Raw genomic sequence first — 15,574 nt, forward strand, 5'->3', positions numbered from 1 at the left:
GATCCCACCCTTTTCGGGCTTGTTCTGTGATGGTTAATCTTCAGTAACCGCACGCGGCGAAGACGTGTCGGTCCAAGATGTTGTGAAGGCGCGTTGGCCTTCCCTATAGGTGAAGACGCTGCCGAAAGCGGCACAAAAATGCAAGCCGGAATGGCCACGCTTGCGGCCGGCTGTCCGCATCCCGCGCCGGATGTCCCCGGTTGTGACATTTTAACGTCAGGCGGCGCACCCTGAGGCCCCGTGCCGGCCGGCACTATCCTGCGCGCGCCTCGTCCCGCTCTTGCACCGGCATGACGCATTGGGATATGAGTTGACGTATACGTTAGGCACGACCGGCCGAATCGAACGCCCCCTCAGAGGGGCGCGCGGCGTGAAGGAGGGGGACGATGACCGAGGCTTGCGCCCCTGGGCGCGCCGCAGGGGCACGGAGGGGGCTGGCGGGCTTCCGGCCGGATTTGACGCTTCGCGCGCTCCGTGCCTACGGTGGCCGCAAGCAAGAGAAGGCCACCTGTGTCCGACCCGCTCTATACCGTGACACAGCTCGCCAACGACCTCAGTGTGACGGCGAGAACAGTCCGTTTCTACGAGGACAAGGGACTCCTCAATCCTCAGCGGGCCGGGAATACGCGGGTCTATACGCATCGGGACCGGGCGCGGCTGATCCTCATCCTGCGCGGCAAGCGGCTCGGCTTCACCCTGCGCGAGATCAAGGAATATCTCGATCTCTACGACGCGGACCCGACACGGCAGGAGCAGCTTCGCGCCCTGCTGAAGCGGGTGCAGAACCGCATCGATGGGCTCATCGAGCAGGAGAAGGCCCTGGTCGAAACCCTCGGCGAGTTGCGCGCCATCGAGCAGCAGGCCCAGACCGCGCTGGCGGCCCAACAGCGGGGCTCGGCGCGCCGGGCGCGCTGACCCCCTCCCCTTTCCCCCGCCGCCTCCGGACCGGCCGCCGCGCCGGATGCGGGCGGCTGCGCGTCTTCCCCCACCATCGCGACCGTTCCGAGAGGACAGCATGACCAACGTGGTTATCGCGGGCTATGCACGCTCGCCCTTCACCCCGGCCAAGAAGGGCGCGCTCGCCAGGGTCCGCCCGGACGACCTCGCCGCGCAGGTGGTGCGCCGGCTCGTGGCCGAGGCGGCGATCCCCTCCAAGGAGATCGAGGACCTGATCGTCGGCTGCGCCTTCCCCGAGGGCGAGCAGGGCTTCAACGTCGCCCGGCTGATCGGGCTGATGGCCGATCTCGACCTCGGCGTCGGCGGCGTCACCGTGAACCGCTTCTGCGGCTCGTCCATGCAGTCCGTCCACATGGCGGCCGGGCAGATCGCGCTCGGGGCCGGCGAGGCCTTCGTCTGCGCTGGCGTCGAGAGCATGAGCCGCGTGCCGATGATGGGCTTCAACCCGATGCCGAACCCGGCGCTGCACGAGAAGCGCCCCGGCGCGTATATCGGCATGGGCGACACCGCCGAGAACGTCGCCCGCCGCTGGGAGATTTCCCGCGCCGACCAGGAAGCCTTCGCGGTCGCGAGCCACCGCAAGGCCGCCGCCGCGCAAGCCGAAGGCCGGCTCGCGGCCGAGATCGTGCCCATCGCCACGAAGGGCGGCACCGTCGAGACCGACGGCTGCATCCGGGCGGATGCCAGCGCGGAAGGGCTCGCCGGCCTGAAGCCCGCCTTCCAGCAGGACGGCTCGGTCACGGCCGGTACCTCATCGCCCCTCACGGACGGCGCCTCGGCGGTGCTAGTGTGCAGCGAGGCCTTCGCCGGCCGCCATGGGCTGAAGCCCCTGGCGCGGGTGGCCGCCGTCGCCATCTCGGGCTGCGAGCCGGAGATCATGGGCATCGGCCCCGTCGCCGCCTCGCGGAAGGCGATGGCGCGGGCCGGCATCACCGCCGACGCGCTGAGCGTGGTCGAACTGAACGAGGCCTTCGCCTCCCAGTCGATCGCCTGCATCCGCGACCTCGGCCTCGACGAAAAGATCGTGAACATCGATGGCGGCGCCATCGCGCTCGGCCATCCGCTGGGCGCCACGGGCGCCCGCATCGTCGGCAAGGCGGCCTCGCTGCTCGCCCGCGAGGGCGGCCGCTTCGCGCTGGCCACTCAATGCATCGGCGGCGGCCAGGGCATCGCCACCCTTCTGGAGCGCGTGTGATGACCGGGATCCGCAAAGTCGCCGTCATCGGCGCCGGAGTCATGGGCTCCGGCATCGCCGCCCATGTCGCCAATGCCGGCGTGCCGGTGCTCCTGATGGACATCGTCCCCGAGGGCGCCGCCGACCGGAACGCGCTCGCCGAGGGCGCCATCGCCCGGATGCTGAAGACGGAGCCCGCCGCCTTCATGTCCCCCCGCGCCGCCAAACTCGTGGAGGCGTGCAACATCGAGGACCATCTCGACCGCTTGGCGGACGTCGATTGGATCGTCGAAGTGGTGATCGAGCGCCTGGACGCGAAGCAGGCCCTCTACCGCCGCATCGACGCGGTGCGCCGGCCGGGCACGGCGGTGTCGTCCAACACCTCGACCATTCCGCTCGATGCGCTGATCGAGGGGATGCCGGAAGCCTTCGCGAAGGACTTCCTGATCACCCACTTCTTCAACCCGCCGCGCTACATGCGGCTGCTCGAAGTCGTGACCGGCCCGAAGACCGATCCGGCGCTCGCCGCGACGGTGACGGATTTCGCCGACCGCCGGCTCGGCAAGAGCGTCGTCGCCTGCAAGGATAGGCCGGGCTTCATCGCCAACCGGCTCGGCATCTTCTGGATCCAGAACGCCATCGCGGCGGCCGACGACCTCGGCGTGCCGGTGGAGGAGGCGGACGCCATCATGGGCCGCCCCTTCGGCATCCCGAAGACCGGCGTGTTCGGCCTCGTGGATCTCGTCGGCCTCGACCTGATCCCCCACACCACCAAGAGCCTGCGGGCAGCCCTGCCGCCGGAGGATGCGTTCCACGCGACCTACCGCGAGATGCCGCTGATCACGAAGCTGATCGCCGAGGGCCATACCGGCCGCAAGGGCAAGGGCGGCTTCTACCGCCTGAACCGCACGAACGGGCAGAAGACCAAGGAGGCCGTCGACCTCGTAACCGGCGCCTACCGGCCGTCCGCCAAGGCGGACCTGCCCGAGTTGAAGGAGGCCAAGGGCCCCCGCGCGGTGCTCGACCTCAACGGCCGCGTCGGCGCCTACGCCTGGACGGTGATCGGCCCGACGCTGGCCTACGCCGCCGGGCTCGTGGGCGAGGCGAGCGACGAGATCGCCGCCATCGATGAGGCGATGCGCCTCGGCTACAACTGGAAGTGGGGGCCGTTCGAGCTGATCGACAAGATCGGCGGCGCCTATGTGGCCGATCGGCTGGGCAAGGACGGGCACCCCGTCCCGCCGATCCTGGCCGGGCTCGATGGCAAGACGTTCTACCGCGTCGAGAACGGCGAGCGGCAGGTCCTTACGGCCGGGGGCGACTACAAAACAATCGTGCGCCCCGAGGGCGTGCTGCGGCTGGAGGACATCAAGCTTGCCGCGAAGCCGCTCCTCAAGAACGGCTCGGCCGCCCTGTGGGACATCGGCGACGGCGTGGTGTGCTTCGAGTTCACCTCGCAGGCGAACGCGCTGGACGAACAGATCATGGTCCTGCTCGGCAAGACGATCAAGCTCGTCAAGTCGCAGTACAAGGCGCTCGTGGTCTATAACGAGGGCTCGAACTTCTCGGTCGGCGCGAATCTCGGCCTCGCCCTGTTCGCCGCCAACATCGCCGCCTGGGGCGAGATCGAGAAGCTGGTCTCGGTCGGCCAGCAGACCTACGGGCAGCTCAAATACGCCCCCTTCCCCGTGGTCAGCGCCCCCGCCGGGATGGCGCTCGGCGGCGGCTGCGAGATCCTGCTCCACTCGGACGCGGTGCAGGCCCATGCCGAGACCTATATCGGCCTCGTGGAAGCCGGCGTCGGCCTCGTGCCGGCCTGGGGCGGCTGCAAGGAGATGCTCGCCCGCTGGCAGGCCGCGCCGAAGATGCCGCGGGGGCCGATGCCGGCCGCCGCCAAGGTGTTCGAGACGGTCTCGACCGCCACCGTCGCCAAGTCGGCGGAAGAGGCGCGGGACCTCCTGTTCCTGCGCGAGAGCGACGGCATCACCATGAACCGCGACCGGCTGCTCGCTGACGCCAAGGCCAAGGCCCTGTCCCTGGTGGAGGGCTACGCGCCGCCCAAGCCCGTGAGCCTTACCCTCCCCGGCCCGGCCGGCGCCCTCGCCATGCGCATGGCGGCCGAAGGTTTTGCGAGACGGGGGATCGCCACCAAGCACGACCTCGTGGTGGCGGGGGAACTCGCGACGGTGCTGTCCGGCGGCGAGGCGGACACCCTCGATACCCTGGACGAGGACGCGATCCTCGAACTCGAACGCGACAGCTTCATGCGCCTCGTGCGGACGGAGGCGACCCTCGACCGGTTCGAGAGCGTGATCGAGACCGGCCGGCCGGTGAGGAACTGATGAGATGCAGACCTACAAGGCTCCCCTGCGCGACATGCGCTTCGTGCTCAACGAGCTCTACGCCGACCCGGACGCCCCGCCCCTGCCGGGCCACGAGGACTTCACCCCCGACGTCGCCGACGCCATCCTGGAAGAGGCGGGCAAGTTCTGCACGGAGCGCCTGCTGCCGCTGAACGCCTCCGGCGACGAGGAGGGCTGCCGCCTGGAGAACGGCGTCGTGCGCACGCCGAAGGGCTTTCCGGAAGCCTACAGGGCGTTCCGCGAGGGCGGTTGGACCGCCATGGGCGCGGACCCGGCCTTCGGCGGTCAGGGCCTGCCGGCGGGCATCAACAAGCTGGTCGAGGAGATGATCTGCTCGACCAACCTCTCCTTCGGCCTCTATCCCGGCCTGAGCCACGGCGCCTATCAGGCGATCGAAGGCCACGCCTCGGAGGAGCTGAAGGCGGCCTACCTGCCCAAGCTCGTGGACGGCACGTGGTCGGGCACGATGTGCCTGACGGAAGCCCATTGCGGCACCGATCTCGGCCTGCTGCGGACCAAGGCCGTGCCCCAGGGCGACGGCTCCTACGCCATCACCGGTTCGAAGATCTTCATCTCGGCGGGCGACCACGACCTCACCGAGAACATCGTCCACCTCGTCCTGGCCAAGCTCCCCGACGCGCCGAAGGGCGTGAAGGGCATCAGCCTGCTCCTCGTGCCGAAGTTCCTGCCCCGCGCGGACGGCACGCCGGGGGAGCGCAACGGCGTCACCTGCTCGGCCCTCGAACACAAGATGGGCATCAAGGCCTCGGCCACCTGCCAGATGTCGTTCGACGACGCCAAGGGCTGGCTGGTCGGAGAGCCGCACAAGGGCATGCGGGCGATGTTCACGATGATGAACAGCGAGCGCCTGTCGGTGGGTATCCAGGGCCTCGGCGCGGGGGAGGCCGCCTACCAGGGGGCCGTCGCCTACGCCAAGGAGCGGCTTCAGGGCCGGTCCCTCGTCGGGACCAAGCGGCCGGACCTGCCCGCCGACCCGATCCTCGTCCACCCGGACGTGCGGCGGATGCTGATGACGATCCGCGCCTACAACGAGGGCTGCCGGGCGCTCGGCGCCTGGGTCGCCCGCAGCCTCGACGTGATGGAGCACCATCCCGACCCGGCCGAGCGGCGCCGGGCGGAGGATTTCTCCGCGCTGATGACCCCGGTGGTGAAGGCGCTGTTCACCGATCTCGGCTTCGAGTCGGCGAGCATCGGCATGCAGGTCTATGGCGGCCACGGCTTCATCCGCGACCACGGCATGGAGCAATATGTCCGCGATGCCCGGATCTCGATGATCTACGAGGGCACCAACGGCATCCAGGCTCTCGACCTCGTCGGCCGCAAGCTCCCGGCCCATGCCGGGCGCTACCTGCGCAGCTTCTTCCACCCCGTCCTCGCCTTCCTGGACGAGGCCATCGAGGACGACGACCTGGCGCCGCTCGCCCAGCCGCTCGCCAAGTCCTTCGGCGCGCTGCAACTCGCCACCGCCCACATCGCCCAGAAGGGGATGAAGGACCCGGAGGAGGCGGGCGCCGCCGCCACCGAGTACCTGCGCCTCTTCGGGCTGGTGGCGCTGGGCTATGTCTGGCTGCGCTCGGCCAAGGTCGCCCACACGGCGCTCAGGGCCGGCACCGACGAGCGCGACTTCTACGAGGCGAAGCTCACCACGGCGCGCTTCTACATGGAGCGCATCCTGCCCCAGGTGGCGGGTCTGCTGGCGGCGGTGAAATCGGGCAAGGGCGCGATGATGGCCCTCGACGAAGCGATGTTCTGAGAAACGGAGTGGCGTGATGGCGGATATCGGAACCCTGGTCGAATCCATCGAGGAGCGCGCGGACGCGCTGAGCACCCTCGGCTACAAGGTGCGGTTCGACCTCACCGACGGCGGCAGCATCCTCCTCGATGCCACCGGCGGCACAGTGGACGTCTCCACCGCCGAGGGTGGAGAGGCCGACACGGTGATGAAGCTCAGCTCCGACAACCTGCTCAAGCTGGTGAACGGCAAGCTGAGCCCGATGATGGCCTTCTCCACCGGCCGGCTGAAGGTGCAGGGTTCGCAAGGGGTGGCGATGAAGCTCGCCGGGCTCCTCGACGCCTAGTGCATCGATCCAGACGAAGGCGTCAGCCGTGTCTGGAAAAATTGATGCAAGAACAAGACGCTAGGGCAGAGACGCATGAACGGAGTGAGTGCGTCTCTGCCCTAGCCCCGCGCCCACTCCCGGAGGTCCGCGACGAACAGGTCGGGGACCTCCATCGCCGCGAAATGCCCGCCGCGCGGCATGTCGCGCCAGCGGCTCACGGCGTAGCCGCGCTCCACCCAGTCCCGGGGCGGGGCGAGGGTGCGCGGATCGGGATAGGCGGCGAAGGCGGTGGGCACCGTGACGCGGCTGCCCTCCGGCATCCGCCGGGCGCCCTCTTCGCGGGCCCCGGCATAGTACCACGTCGCCGTCCCGAAGCTGTCGGTGGCGAGGTAGAACAGGGCATTGGTGAGGAGCACGTCCTTCGGGAACACCGCCTCGAACGGGCGCTCGCGCAGGTCGGCCCAATCGTGGAAGCGCTCCACCAGCCAGGCCAATTGCGCCACCGGCTCGTCGGCCATCGCGTAGTTCAGCGAGAGCGGCTTCGTGCCCTGCAGGTCGGCATAGGCACCGAGGCGGCCCTGGGCGTCCAGGGCGCCCTTGCGCCACCGCGTCTGCGCTTCGCTCGACGGCTCCGCATCGGGCTGGACCAGCAGGTAGTTGAGATGGATCGCCTCAAGGCTCGCCGCATGGTCGAGGGCGAGCCACGCGGTGACGCCCGCCCCCCAATCGCCGCCCTGCGCGTGGTAGCGCGCGTAGCCCAGTTCCTCGCGCATCAGCCTGTCGAACAGCCGCGCCGTGGTGCGCGGCCCGATGGGCGCCCTCGGCTTGCCGGAGAAGCCGAAGCCCGGCAGCGCCGGCACCACCACGTCGAACGCATCCTCCGCCCGGCCCCCGAAGCGCGAGGGGAAGGCCAGGGGCTCGATCACCTGCCAGAACTCGTAGACCGAGCCCGGCCAGCCATGGGTGAGGAGCAGCGGACGCTTACCCCGCGCCTCGCCCACCACATGCACGACATGGATGTCGAGATCCTCGATCCGCGCCAGGAACTGCGGGAAGCGGTTCAGATCGGCCGCCGCCGCCTCGTGGTCGAACCCGTCGAGCCAGTAGGCGCAGAGATCGCGGAGGACATCCGGGTCGCAGCCGTAGCGCCAGCCGGCGCCCTCGGGCAGGCGCGGCATCCGGTAGGCGCGCACCCGCTCCCGCAGCCACGCGAGGCGGTCGGCATCCCAGGTCAGGGTGAAAGGCTGCATGTGAGGGTCCCTTGCTCTCGGCACGGGAAACGCGGGACAGACGCCGGGGCTGCATGACGCCCCGCTCATCGCGCGAGGATCCTCCGTGACCCGATTCCTTCGCCCCCTCGGCCTGCTCGCCGCCCTGGCGCTCCCCGCTGCCCCGGCCGCCCGCGCCGAGACGGTGCTCCAGACGATGGACGCGGCCAACACCCGCTACTCGCCCCTCACCCAGATCGACGCGGGCAACGTCGCCCGCCTCAAGGTCGCCTGGACCTTCTCCACCGGGGTCCTGCGCGGGCACGAGGGGGCGCCCCTCGTCGTCGGCTCGGTGATGTACGTGCACACCCCGTTCCCGAACATCGTCTACGCCCTCGACCTCGCCCACGAGGGGAAGATCCTCTGGCGCTACAGCCCGCGCCAGGACCCGAATGTGATGGCGGTGATGTGCTGCGACACGGTCCATCGCGGGCTCAGTTACGCGAACGGGCGGCTCTTCCTGCAGCAGGCGGACACGACCCTCGTCGCCCTCGATCCGGCGTCGGGACAGGTGCTCTGGTCCGTGAAGAACGGCGATCCCGGCCGGGGCGAGACCAACACCGCCACCGTGCTGCCGGTGGGTGACACGGTGATCGTCGGCCTGTCGGGGGGCGAATACGGCGCTCGCTGCCCCGTCACCGCCTACGATCAGGCAACCGGAAAACAACGCTGGCGTGCCTACGCGGTGGGGCCGGATGCCGACATCCTGTTCGACCCCGACAAGACCACGTCGCTGGGCAAGCCGGTCGGCAAGGAGTCCTCCCTGACAACCTGGGAGGGCGACCAGTGGAAGATCGGCGGCGGCTGCGCCTGGGGCTGGTTCTCCTACGACGCGGCCCTGAACCTCGTCTATTACGGCACGAGCAACCCCTCGACCTGGAACCCGGCCCAGCGCCCCGGCGACAACCGGTGGGCCGAGGCGATCATCGCCCGCGACGCCGACACGGGGGTCGCGCGCTGGGTCTACCAGATGACGCCCCACGACCAGTGGGACTTCGACGGCGTCAACGAGATGATCCTGACCGAGCAGGAGATCGGCGGGACGCGCCGCAAGGTGCTCACCCATTTCGACCGCAACGGCTTCGGCTACACCCTCGACCGGGCGACCGGCGCGCTCCTCGTGGCGGAGAAGTTCGACCCCAGCGTCAACTGGGCGACGAAGGTCGAGCAGGACCCCGCCCGGCCGGATTACGGGCGCCCCGTCCTCGCCAAGCGGTTCGCCCCCGAGGAGGCCGGCGAGGAGGAAGTCACGAAGGGCATCTGCCCCGGGGCGCTCGGCGCCAAGAACCAGCAGCCCGCCGCCTACTCGCCGCAGACCGGCCTGTTCTACGTGCCCACCAACCACATGTGCATGGATTACGAGCCGTTCCGCGTCACCTACACCCCCGGCCAGCCCTATGTCGGCGCGACGCTGACCCTGCACCCGCCGGAGGGCGACAGCCATACCGGCGCGTTCATCGCCTGGGACGGCGCGAAGGGGCGCATCGCGTGGTCGAAGCCCGAGCCCTTCTCGGTCTGGTCCGGGGCACTGGCGACGGCGGGGGGCGTGGTCTTCTACGGGACCCTGGAAGGCACCCTGAAGGCCGTCGACGCCCGCGACGGGCGCGAACTCTACCGCTTCAAGACGCCCTCCGGCATCGTCGGCAACGTCACGACCTACATGGCGGACGGCCGGCAATACGTGGCCGTGCTCTCCGGCATCGGCGGCTGGGCGGGCATCGGCCTCGCGGCGGGCCTGACCGACCCGGCGGACGGGTCCGGCGCGGTCGGCGGCTACGCCGCCCTGTCGCAGTACACCGCGACGGGCGGCCAGCTCACCGTGTTCGAGCTGGCGGAGTGACGGGGGCGCCTATTCCGCCGCCATGGGCATCGGCGCCGCCTTCGTGCCGGGGAAGCCCTCCTCGATGGGCAGGCTCGGGTCGCGGGACCACTCGTTCCACGACCCGAAATAGAGCTTCACGTCCTTGATGCCGGCTTCCTTCAGGGCCACCAGCGTGTTCGAGGCGCGCGCGCCCTTGAAGCAGTAGAGGACGACCGGCGTGTCCGCGCCGATGCCGACCGTGGCGCATTCGGCGAGGATTTCCTCCTTCGCCTTCAGCATCTTGCCGGCGGAGGTCGGCTTCATCATCCGGTACCACTCGATCCAGCGGGCGCCGGGGATGCGGCCCTTGCGGGGGCAGAAATCCTTGCCGTAGGGCGAGGAGGAGGTGCCGACCCACTCGTCCACGTCGCGGGTGTCGAGCTTGACGACCGCCTCGTCCGCCACCGCCGCCTTCATGCCGTCGAGGTCCACGAAGAGCGAGGCTGCCGCCGGATCGACCGGGAAGGTCTTGGGGCTCGGCACGGTCGCCTCGTCCGTCACCGGCTTGCCCTCGGCCGTCCAGGCCGAGAAGCCGCCGTGCAGGATCTTCACCTTCGGGTAGCCGAGATAGGTGAGCAGCGTCCAACCGCGGCAGGATTGGCCGAAGCCCGTATCCATGGAGGCTTCGTAGATCACGGCGGTCTCCTCGCCGCCGAGGCCCGCCGCGCCGAAGGTCTCCGCGAACTTGTCCTTCATCTCCAGGACGCCCTCAGGCGTCGTGGTGGCGAGGTAGGTGAAGATGTCGTGGATGTTGACCGCCCCCGCGATGTGACCCGCCGCGTAGGCGGCAGGCGCCCGCGTATCGATCAGCACGACGCCGCCGGCCGCCAGCATTGCCTCGCATTCGGACGGAGAGATCAGCACGCTTCCGTTCATCCCATACCTCCCGGTCGATCGCCGAAGGCAAAGTTCAGTCATTGCATGATAAGCGAGCGGCGATCACTCGGAAGAGTGCGCCCGGCTATTTTGGCCAGCAAGACGAAGCGCGCTTAAATGTCGGGCGTGGCGCGGCGAAAGATGCGGCACGCTGCGAAGGACTTCGGCGGACCGCTCACTCCTTCGGCTGGCCGCGCACGTAGCCGTGGGAGATCTGCCGCCCGCGCTCGCGGATCGCCGCGTCGGCGGCGGCGAGGTCGTCCAGTGCGTCCTCGATGGCGTGGACCAGGGCGGCCCAGCCATCCCGCTGGTGCGCCCGGTAATAGGCCAGCGCAATGGTCTCCGCCTCGGTCGGCGTCCAGACCGGCGCAGGCGATTCGCTCGAAAGCCCTCGCATCCCGCTCAACCTCCACTAGAACATATGGCGAACAAAGCGCGGCAGCCGATTCGGTTCAAGCCCCCGGCGGACGATGGCCGGAATCGCGGTGGACCTCTGTGGATGGTGGGGAAAAACGGCAGTGCCGACACGGCTTTACCGGTTCCACTGCGTCGGCCCCCACGGCGAGGCCGCCTTCGACCTGCGCGGCCGGCGGCTGCCGACCCTGGCGCAGGTCCGCGCCCAGGCCGACCGGGTGGCCCTCGCCCTGATGGAATCAGGCGAGGCCGACTGGACGCGCTGGATCGTCGACGTCCACGACGGAGAGGGCCGCAGGGTGCTGGTCAGGCCCTTCACGCAGGCCCGAATCCGACCGGCGGACGGGGCTCCCTAGACACAAGCGAGGCCGCGCGTCCCATTTCCCGCCACGATTGCAGGATGAGATAACGCGCTGTGGATAAAAGGGTTTTTTCACCTCGAATGGCTTGGCCGACACCCTTCCGGCCACCATCTCGCCGCAGTTCGGATGCCGGTGTAACCTTGCCGACACAGTCTTCAGAGGCGCTTTCCGCTAAAAGTCATCTCGATCGGGACAGACTTCTGGGGTTCGCACAATCATGAAGAGACTCGTCACCTCCCTGGCGATGTTCACGGCTCTCACCGCCGCCGCCACCGCCGCCGACCTTCCGCGTCGCGCTCCGCCGCCGGTGTTCACCCCGGTGCCGGTCTTCACCTGGACGGGCTTCTACGCCGGTTTCAACGCCGGTTACGGCTTCGACGCCTCGTCGAACTCGGCCAGCACGGTCGTCGGCGTCTCGCCCGCCAACCGCATCTTCGCGACCGGCAACACCCTCCAGAGCGGCGTCCTCGCCTTCTCGAACTCCTCCGGCAACGAAGGCTTCGTCGGCGGTGGTCAGATCGGCTACAACTACCAGTTCACCCCGGGTTCGGGCGTGGTCGTCGGTATCGAAGCCGACGCCCAGTACGCTGACTTCGGCCGCCAGCGGAACCGGTTCTCCGCCATCGGCGCCAACGGCGCGGCCATCGTCCCCGGCACGCTGATCTTCAACCCGAACGGCCTCTCGGGCCTCGACTACTTCGGCACCGTGCGCGGCCGCCTCGGCTACGCCTTCGACCGCACCCTGTTCTACGCCACGGGCGGCTTCGCCTACGGCGCGGGCGGCGGCCGTCAGTTCGGCAGCGGCGTCAGCTCCGATGACTTCCAGACCGGCTACGCCGTCGGCGGCGGTATCGAGTACGCTCTCCCGACCGACTCGTTCCTGAACTTCTTCCGCTCCTCCGCCGTGACGGTGAAGGTGGAAGGCCTGTACGTGAACCTGGACCGCAACCGCAACGCTGCCGGCGCCTTCGCCACCAACAACCTCGGCCAGCTGGTCACCACCGGCTCCCAGGGCGTGACCGTGGTTGCCGGCCCGGCCAACATCCGCCGCGACACCGAGTTCGCCGTGATCCGCGCCGGTGTGAACTACAAGTTCGGCACCTACTAGGATCGCATTTCACCGCGCCGGTCCCGACTCGTCGGGGCTGGCCGGAACTGGGGCACGGAGGTCTCCTCCGTGCCCTTTTTCGTGTTCGCGGAGGCGCCGCTCCGCTGCGATTGTCAGCTTATTTGTCTGAGTATAGAACGGGTCCATCCGGCGAAGGCGACGCTGGGGAGGACACGGAATGGTGGACGGGACGCCGGCGATACAGGACGTGGCCGTTGTGGCGGGGGAGACCGCGCGGAAACCCTTCGGCACCCTGCCCGATGGCCGGGTGGTGGAGGAGGTGATCCTCTCCAACGGCACCCTCACCGCGCGGATCATCACCTGGGGCGCGGCGCTCCGCTGCCTCGACGTGCCGGATCGCGACGGGCGCCCGGCGGACGTGCTCCTCGGCTATGCCGACCTCGGATCCTATCTCGACCACCCGCAATATTTCGGGGCGAGCGTCGGGCGCTACGCCAACCGCATCCGGGGCGGACGCTTCTCCCTCGACGGGCGCGACTACACGCTGCCGACCAATGACGGGCCGAACACCCTCCATGGCGGGCCGGACGGGTTCGACCGGCGGCTGTGGCAGGTCCAGTCCGTGGAGGGCGGCACCACGCCCTCCGTGACCCTGCGCTACGTCAGCCCCGACGGCGAGGGCGGCTTCCCCGGCACGCTGACGGCGAGCGTCACCTACACGCTCGCGGCGCCCGACACGTTGCGGATCGCCTACAGCGCGACGACCGACAGGCCGACCATCGTCAACCTGACGAACCACAGCTACTTCAACCTAGCGGGGGAGGCGTCCGGCCGCCCGGTGCTCGACCACGTCGTCACGATCCCGGCGGAGCGCTACACGCCCGTCGACGCGACGCAGATCCCGACCGGGGAGTTCGCGCCGGTCGCGGGCACGCCGTTCGATTTCCGCCAGCCGCGGAGCCTCGGCGCGCGCATCCGCGACGGAAGCGAGGTGCAATTGCTGCGCGGGCACGGCTACGACCACAACTACGTGATCTCCGAGGGTCCGGCGGAGGCGCCGCGCCTCGTCGCCCGCGTGGAGGATCCCTCATCCGGCCGCGTGCTCGAAGTGGCGAGCACGGCGCCGGGGGTGCAGCTCTACTCGGGCAACATGCTCGACGCGACGAGCGCCGGGAAATCCGGCCTCGCCTACCGGCAGTCGGACGCCTTCGCCATCGAGCCCGAACTGTTCCCCGACACGCCGAACCAGCCGGGCTTCGGCTCGGCCCGGCTCGATCCCGGCGGCACGTTCCGCAACGTGATCACCTACCGCTTCCCGCCCTCCTCCAGCCCCGATCGGACCGGCCGATGACCGACGCTCCCCGCAAACTCCGTTCCCGCGCGTGGTTCGACAACCCGGACAACATCGACATGACGGCGCTCTATCTGGAGCGCTACCTGAATTTCGGCCTCAGCCTGGAGGAGCTGCGCTCCGGCAAGCCGATCATCGGCATCGCGCAGACGGGCTCGGACCTGTCGCCCTGCAACCGGCACCACCTCGTGCTCGCCGAGCGCATCCGCGAGGGCATCCGCGAGGCGGGGGGCATCGTCCTCGAATTCCCGGTCCACCCGATCCAGGAGACCGGCAAGCGCCCGACGGCGGGGCTCGACCGCAACCTCGCCTATCTCGGCCTCGTGGAATTGCTGCACGGCTACCCGCTCGACGGGGTCGTCCTCACCACCGGTTGCGACAAGACCACCCCGGCCTGCCTCATGGCGGCGGCGACCGTGAACATCCCGGCCATCGCCCTCTCGGTCGGGCCGATGCTGAACGGCTGGTTCAAGGGCCAGCGCACGGGCTCGGGCACCATCGTCTGGCGCGCCCGCGAGATGATGGCGGCGGGCGAGATCGACCACGAGGGCTTCATCAAGCTCGTGACCTCGTCGGCGCCCTCCACCGGGTTCTGCAACACGATGGGCACGGCCACGACCATGAACACCCTGGCCGAGGCGCTGGGAATGATGCTGCCGGGCAGCGCCGCCATCCCCGCCCCCTACCGCGACCGGCAGGAGGCCGCCTACCGCACCGGCAAGCGCATCGTGGAGATGGTCGCGGAGGACCTGAAGCCCTCCGAGATCCTCACCCGCGACGCCTTCCTCAACGCCATCGTGGTGAACTCGGCCATCGGCGGCTCCACCAACGCGCCGATCCATCTCGCGGCCATCGCCCGCCACATGGGCGTCGAACTCGACGTCACCGACTGGCAGACCTACGGCCTCGACGTGCCGCTCCTCGTGAACCTGCAGCCGGCCGGCGCCTATCTCGGCGAGGATTACTACCGCGCGGGCAGCCTGCCGGCGGTGGTGGCGCAGCTGATGGGCCAGGGCCTGATCCGCGAGGGCGCGCTGACCGTCAACGGCCGCACCATCGGCGAGAATTGCCGGGGGGCGACGATCGAGGACGAGGACGTGATCCGCCCCTTCGACCGGCCGCTCAAGGCGGCGGCGGGCTTCCTCGTGCTGAAGGGCAACCTGTTCGACGCGGCGATCATGAAGACCAGCGTGATCGGCGAGGATTTCCGCGCCCGCTACCTCTCGAACCCGGACGACCCGGAGGCGTTCGAGGGCCGCGTCGTCGTGTTCGACGGGCCGGAGGATTACCACCACCGCATCGACGACCCGGCGCTCGACATCGGTGAGGACACGCTCCTCGTGATGCGCGGGGCGGGGCCGGTGGGCTATCCCGGCGCCGCCGAGGTGGTGAACATGCGCCCGCCCGCGCACCTCATCAAGGCGGGCGTCTTCGCCCTGCCCTGCCTCGGCGACGGGCGGCAATCGGGCACTTCGGCCTCGCCCTCGATCCTCAACGCCTCCCCCGAGGCGGCGGCGGGCGGCGGCCTCGCATTGTTGCGCACGGGCGACCGGGTGCGGATCGACCTGCGCCGGGGCACCGCCGACATGCTCATCCCGGAGACCGAGATCGCCGAGCGCCGCAGGGCCCTGGAGGCGGCGGGGGGCTACGCCTATCCCGAGTCGCAGACTCCCTGGCAGGCGATGCAGCGGGCCGTGGTCGGCCAGATGCACACGGGCGCCATCCTGGAGGGCGCGGAGGCGTTCCAGCGCATCGCCCAGACCAAGGGTTTGCCCCGCGACAACCACTGAGGCCCGGC

13 protein-coding genes are annotated in these 15,574 nt (G+C 69.6%); 10 read left to right on the forward strand and 3 right to left on the reverse strand.

Annotation, left to right across the window (positions count from 1 at the left end):
• Nucleotides 1–510: 510 nt before the first annotated feature.
• The 5 genes from ACXJ1Y_RS15470 to ACXJ1Y_RS15490 all read left to right on the forward strand — a co-directional run bounded on the left by ACXJ1Y_RS15470 (nucleotide 511) and on the right by ACXJ1Y_RS15490 (nucleotide 6,593).
• Nucleotides 511–915 (forward strand): MerR family transcriptional regulator, encoded by a 405-nt coding sequence (locus ACXJ1Y_RS15470; RefSeq protein ID WP_463847073.1) that lies wholly within the window; start codon nucleotides 511–513, stop codon nucleotides 913–915.
• Between the two features lie 100 nt (nucleotides 916–1,015).
• Entirely contained in the window at nucleotides 1,016–2,152 is a 1,137-nt protein-coding gene (locus ACXJ1Y_RS15475) for a thiolase family protein (protein ID WP_463847074.1), read from the forward strand.
• A complete protein-coding gene (locus tag ACXJ1Y_RS15480; protein ID WP_463847075.1) occupies nucleotides 2,152–4,473 on the forward strand; it encodes a 3-hydroxyacyl-CoA dehydrogenase/enoyl-CoA hydratase family protein in 2,322 nt (773 codons plus the stop codon). Before ACXJ1Y_RS15475 ends, ACXJ1Y_RS15480 begins: the two co-directional genes overlap by 1 nt.
• 4 nt (nucleotides 4,474–4,477) lie before the next feature.
• Nucleotides 4,478–6,268: an acyl-CoA dehydrogenase C-terminal domain-containing protein gene (locus ACXJ1Y_RS15485; protein WP_463847076.1), complete on the forward strand. Its 1,791-nt coding sequence runs from the start codon at nucleotides 4,478–4,480 to the stop codon at nucleotides 6,266–6,268.
• Nucleotides 6,269–6,284: 16 nt separating this feature from the next.
• Nucleotides 6,285–6,593, forward strand: coding sequence for an SCP2 sterol-binding domain-containing protein (locus ACXJ1Y_RS15490; protein WP_463847077.1), 309 nt, complete (start codon nucleotides 6,285–6,287; stop codon nucleotides 6,591–6,593).
• Nucleotides 6,594–6,694: 101 nt separating this feature from the next.
• Here the strand turns inward: ACXJ1Y_RS15490 and ACXJ1Y_RS15495 are convergent, their stop codons facing one another.
• A complete protein-coding gene (locus ACXJ1Y_RS15495) occupies nucleotides 6,695–7,825 on the reverse strand; it encodes an epoxide hydrolase family protein (protein ID WP_463847078.1) in 1,131 nt (376 codons plus the stop codon).
• Nucleotides 7,826–7,937: 112 nt separating this feature from the next.
• Between ACXJ1Y_RS15495 and ACXJ1Y_RS15500 the strand changes: the two genes are divergently transcribed.
• Nucleotides 7,938–9,683 carry a methanol/ethanol family PQQ-dependent dehydrogenase gene (locus tag ACXJ1Y_RS15500; RefSeq protein WP_463850135.1) on the forward strand — a complete coding sequence of 582 codons (1,746 nt, stop codon included), beginning with the start codon at nucleotides 7,938–7,940 and terminating at the stop codon, nucleotides 9,681–9,683.
• Between the two features lie 9 nt (nucleotides 9,684–9,692).
• Here ACXJ1Y_RS15500 and ACXJ1Y_RS15505 read toward each other — a convergent pair whose 3' ends face one another.
• A complete protein-coding gene (locus ACXJ1Y_RS15505) occupies nucleotides 9,693–10,580 on the reverse strand; it encodes a sulfurtransferase (protein ID WP_463847079.1) in 888 nt (295 codons plus the stop codon).
• 175 nt (nucleotides 10,581–10,755) lie between these two features.
• Nucleotides 10,756–10,977, reverse strand: a complete 222-nt coding sequence (locus tag ACXJ1Y_RS15510) for a hypothetical protein (protein ID WP_463847080.1) — start codon at nucleotides 10,975–10,977, stop codon at nucleotides 10,756–10,758.
• Nucleotides 10,978–11,098: 121 nt separating this feature from the next.
• On the opposite strand from ACXJ1Y_RS15510, the gene ACXJ1Y_RS15515 reads away from it, so the two are divergent.
• The 4 genes from ACXJ1Y_RS15515 to ACXJ1Y_RS15530 all read left to right on the forward strand — a co-directional run bounded on the left by ACXJ1Y_RS15515 (nucleotide 11,099) and on the right by ACXJ1Y_RS15530 (nucleotide 15,566).
• Nucleotides 11,099–11,350, forward strand: coding sequence for a DUF6894 family protein (locus ACXJ1Y_RS15515; protein WP_243952169.1), 252 nt, complete (start codon nucleotides 11,099–11,101; stop codon nucleotides 11,348–11,350).
• A 223-nt stretch (nucleotides 11,351–11,573) separates the two neighbouring features.
• Nucleotides 11,574–12,464 carry an outer membrane protein gene (locus ACXJ1Y_RS15520; RefSeq protein ID WP_463847081.1) on the forward strand — a complete coding sequence of 297 codons (891 nt, stop codon included), beginning with the start codon at nucleotides 11,574–11,576 and terminating at the stop codon, nucleotides 12,462–12,464.
• 178 nt (nucleotides 12,465–12,642) lie between these two features.
• Entirely contained in the window at nucleotides 12,643–13,776 is a 1,134-nt protein-coding gene (locus tag ACXJ1Y_RS15525) for an aldose epimerase family protein (RefSeq protein ID WP_463847082.1), read from the forward strand.
• Nucleotides 13,773–15,566, forward strand: a complete 1,794-nt coding sequence (locus ACXJ1Y_RS15530; protein ID WP_463847083.1) for an IlvD/Edd family dehydratase — start codon at nucleotides 13,773–13,775, stop codon at nucleotides 15,564–15,566. The genes ACXJ1Y_RS15525 and ACXJ1Y_RS15530 overlap by 4 nt, the downstream gene beginning before the upstream one ends.
• Nucleotides 15,567–15,574: the final 8 nt, after the last annotated feature.

Source organism: Methylobacterium sp. TK26, assembly GCF_055361565.1.

What these genes read in the sequence shown, in the direction of transcription:
- ACXJ1Y_RS15490 (WP_463847077.1), top strand. Translation starts at nt 6,285, where the DNA reads ATGGCGGATATCGGAACCCTGGTCGAATCCATCGAGGAGCGCGCGGAC.
- ACXJ1Y_RS15520 (WP_463847081.1), top strand. Translation starts at nt 11,574, where the DNA reads ATGAAGAGACTCGTCACCTCCCTGGCGATGTTCACGGCTCTCACCGCC.
- ACXJ1Y_RS15480 (WP_463847075.1), top strand. Translation starts at nt 2,152, where the DNA reads ATGACCGGGATCCGCAAAGTCGCCGTCATCGGCGCCGGAGTCATGGGC.
- ACXJ1Y_RS15530 (WP_463847083.1), top strand. Translation starts at nt 13,773, where the DNA reads ATGACCGACGCTCCCCGCAAACTCCGTTCCCGCGCGTGGTTCGACAAC.
- ACXJ1Y_RS15525 (WP_463847082.1), top strand. Translation starts at nt 12,643, where the DNA reads ATGGTGGACGGGACGCCGGCGATACAGGACGTGGCCGTTGTGGCGGGG.
- ACXJ1Y_RS15510 (WP_463847080.1), bottom strand. Translation starts at nt 10,977, where the DNA reads ATGCGAGGGCTTTCGAGCGAATCGCCTGCGCCGGTCTGGACGCCGACC.
- ACXJ1Y_RS15495 (WP_463847078.1), bottom strand. Translation starts at nt 7,825, where the DNA reads ATGCAGCCTTTCACCCTGACCTGGGATGCCGACCGCCTCGCGTGGCTG.
- ACXJ1Y_RS15485 (WP_463847076.1), top strand. Translation starts at nt 4,478, where the DNA reads ATGCAGACCTACAAGGCTCCCCTGCGCGACATGCGCTTCGTGCTCAAC.
- ACXJ1Y_RS15505 (WP_463847079.1), bottom strand. Translation starts at nt 10,580, where the DNA reads ATGAACGGAAGCGTGCTGATCTCTCCGTCCGAATGCGAGGCAATGCTG.
- ACXJ1Y_RS15475 (WP_463847074.1), top strand. Translation starts at nt 1,016, where the DNA reads ATGACCAACGTGGTTATCGCGGGCTATGCACGCTCGCCCTTCACCCCG.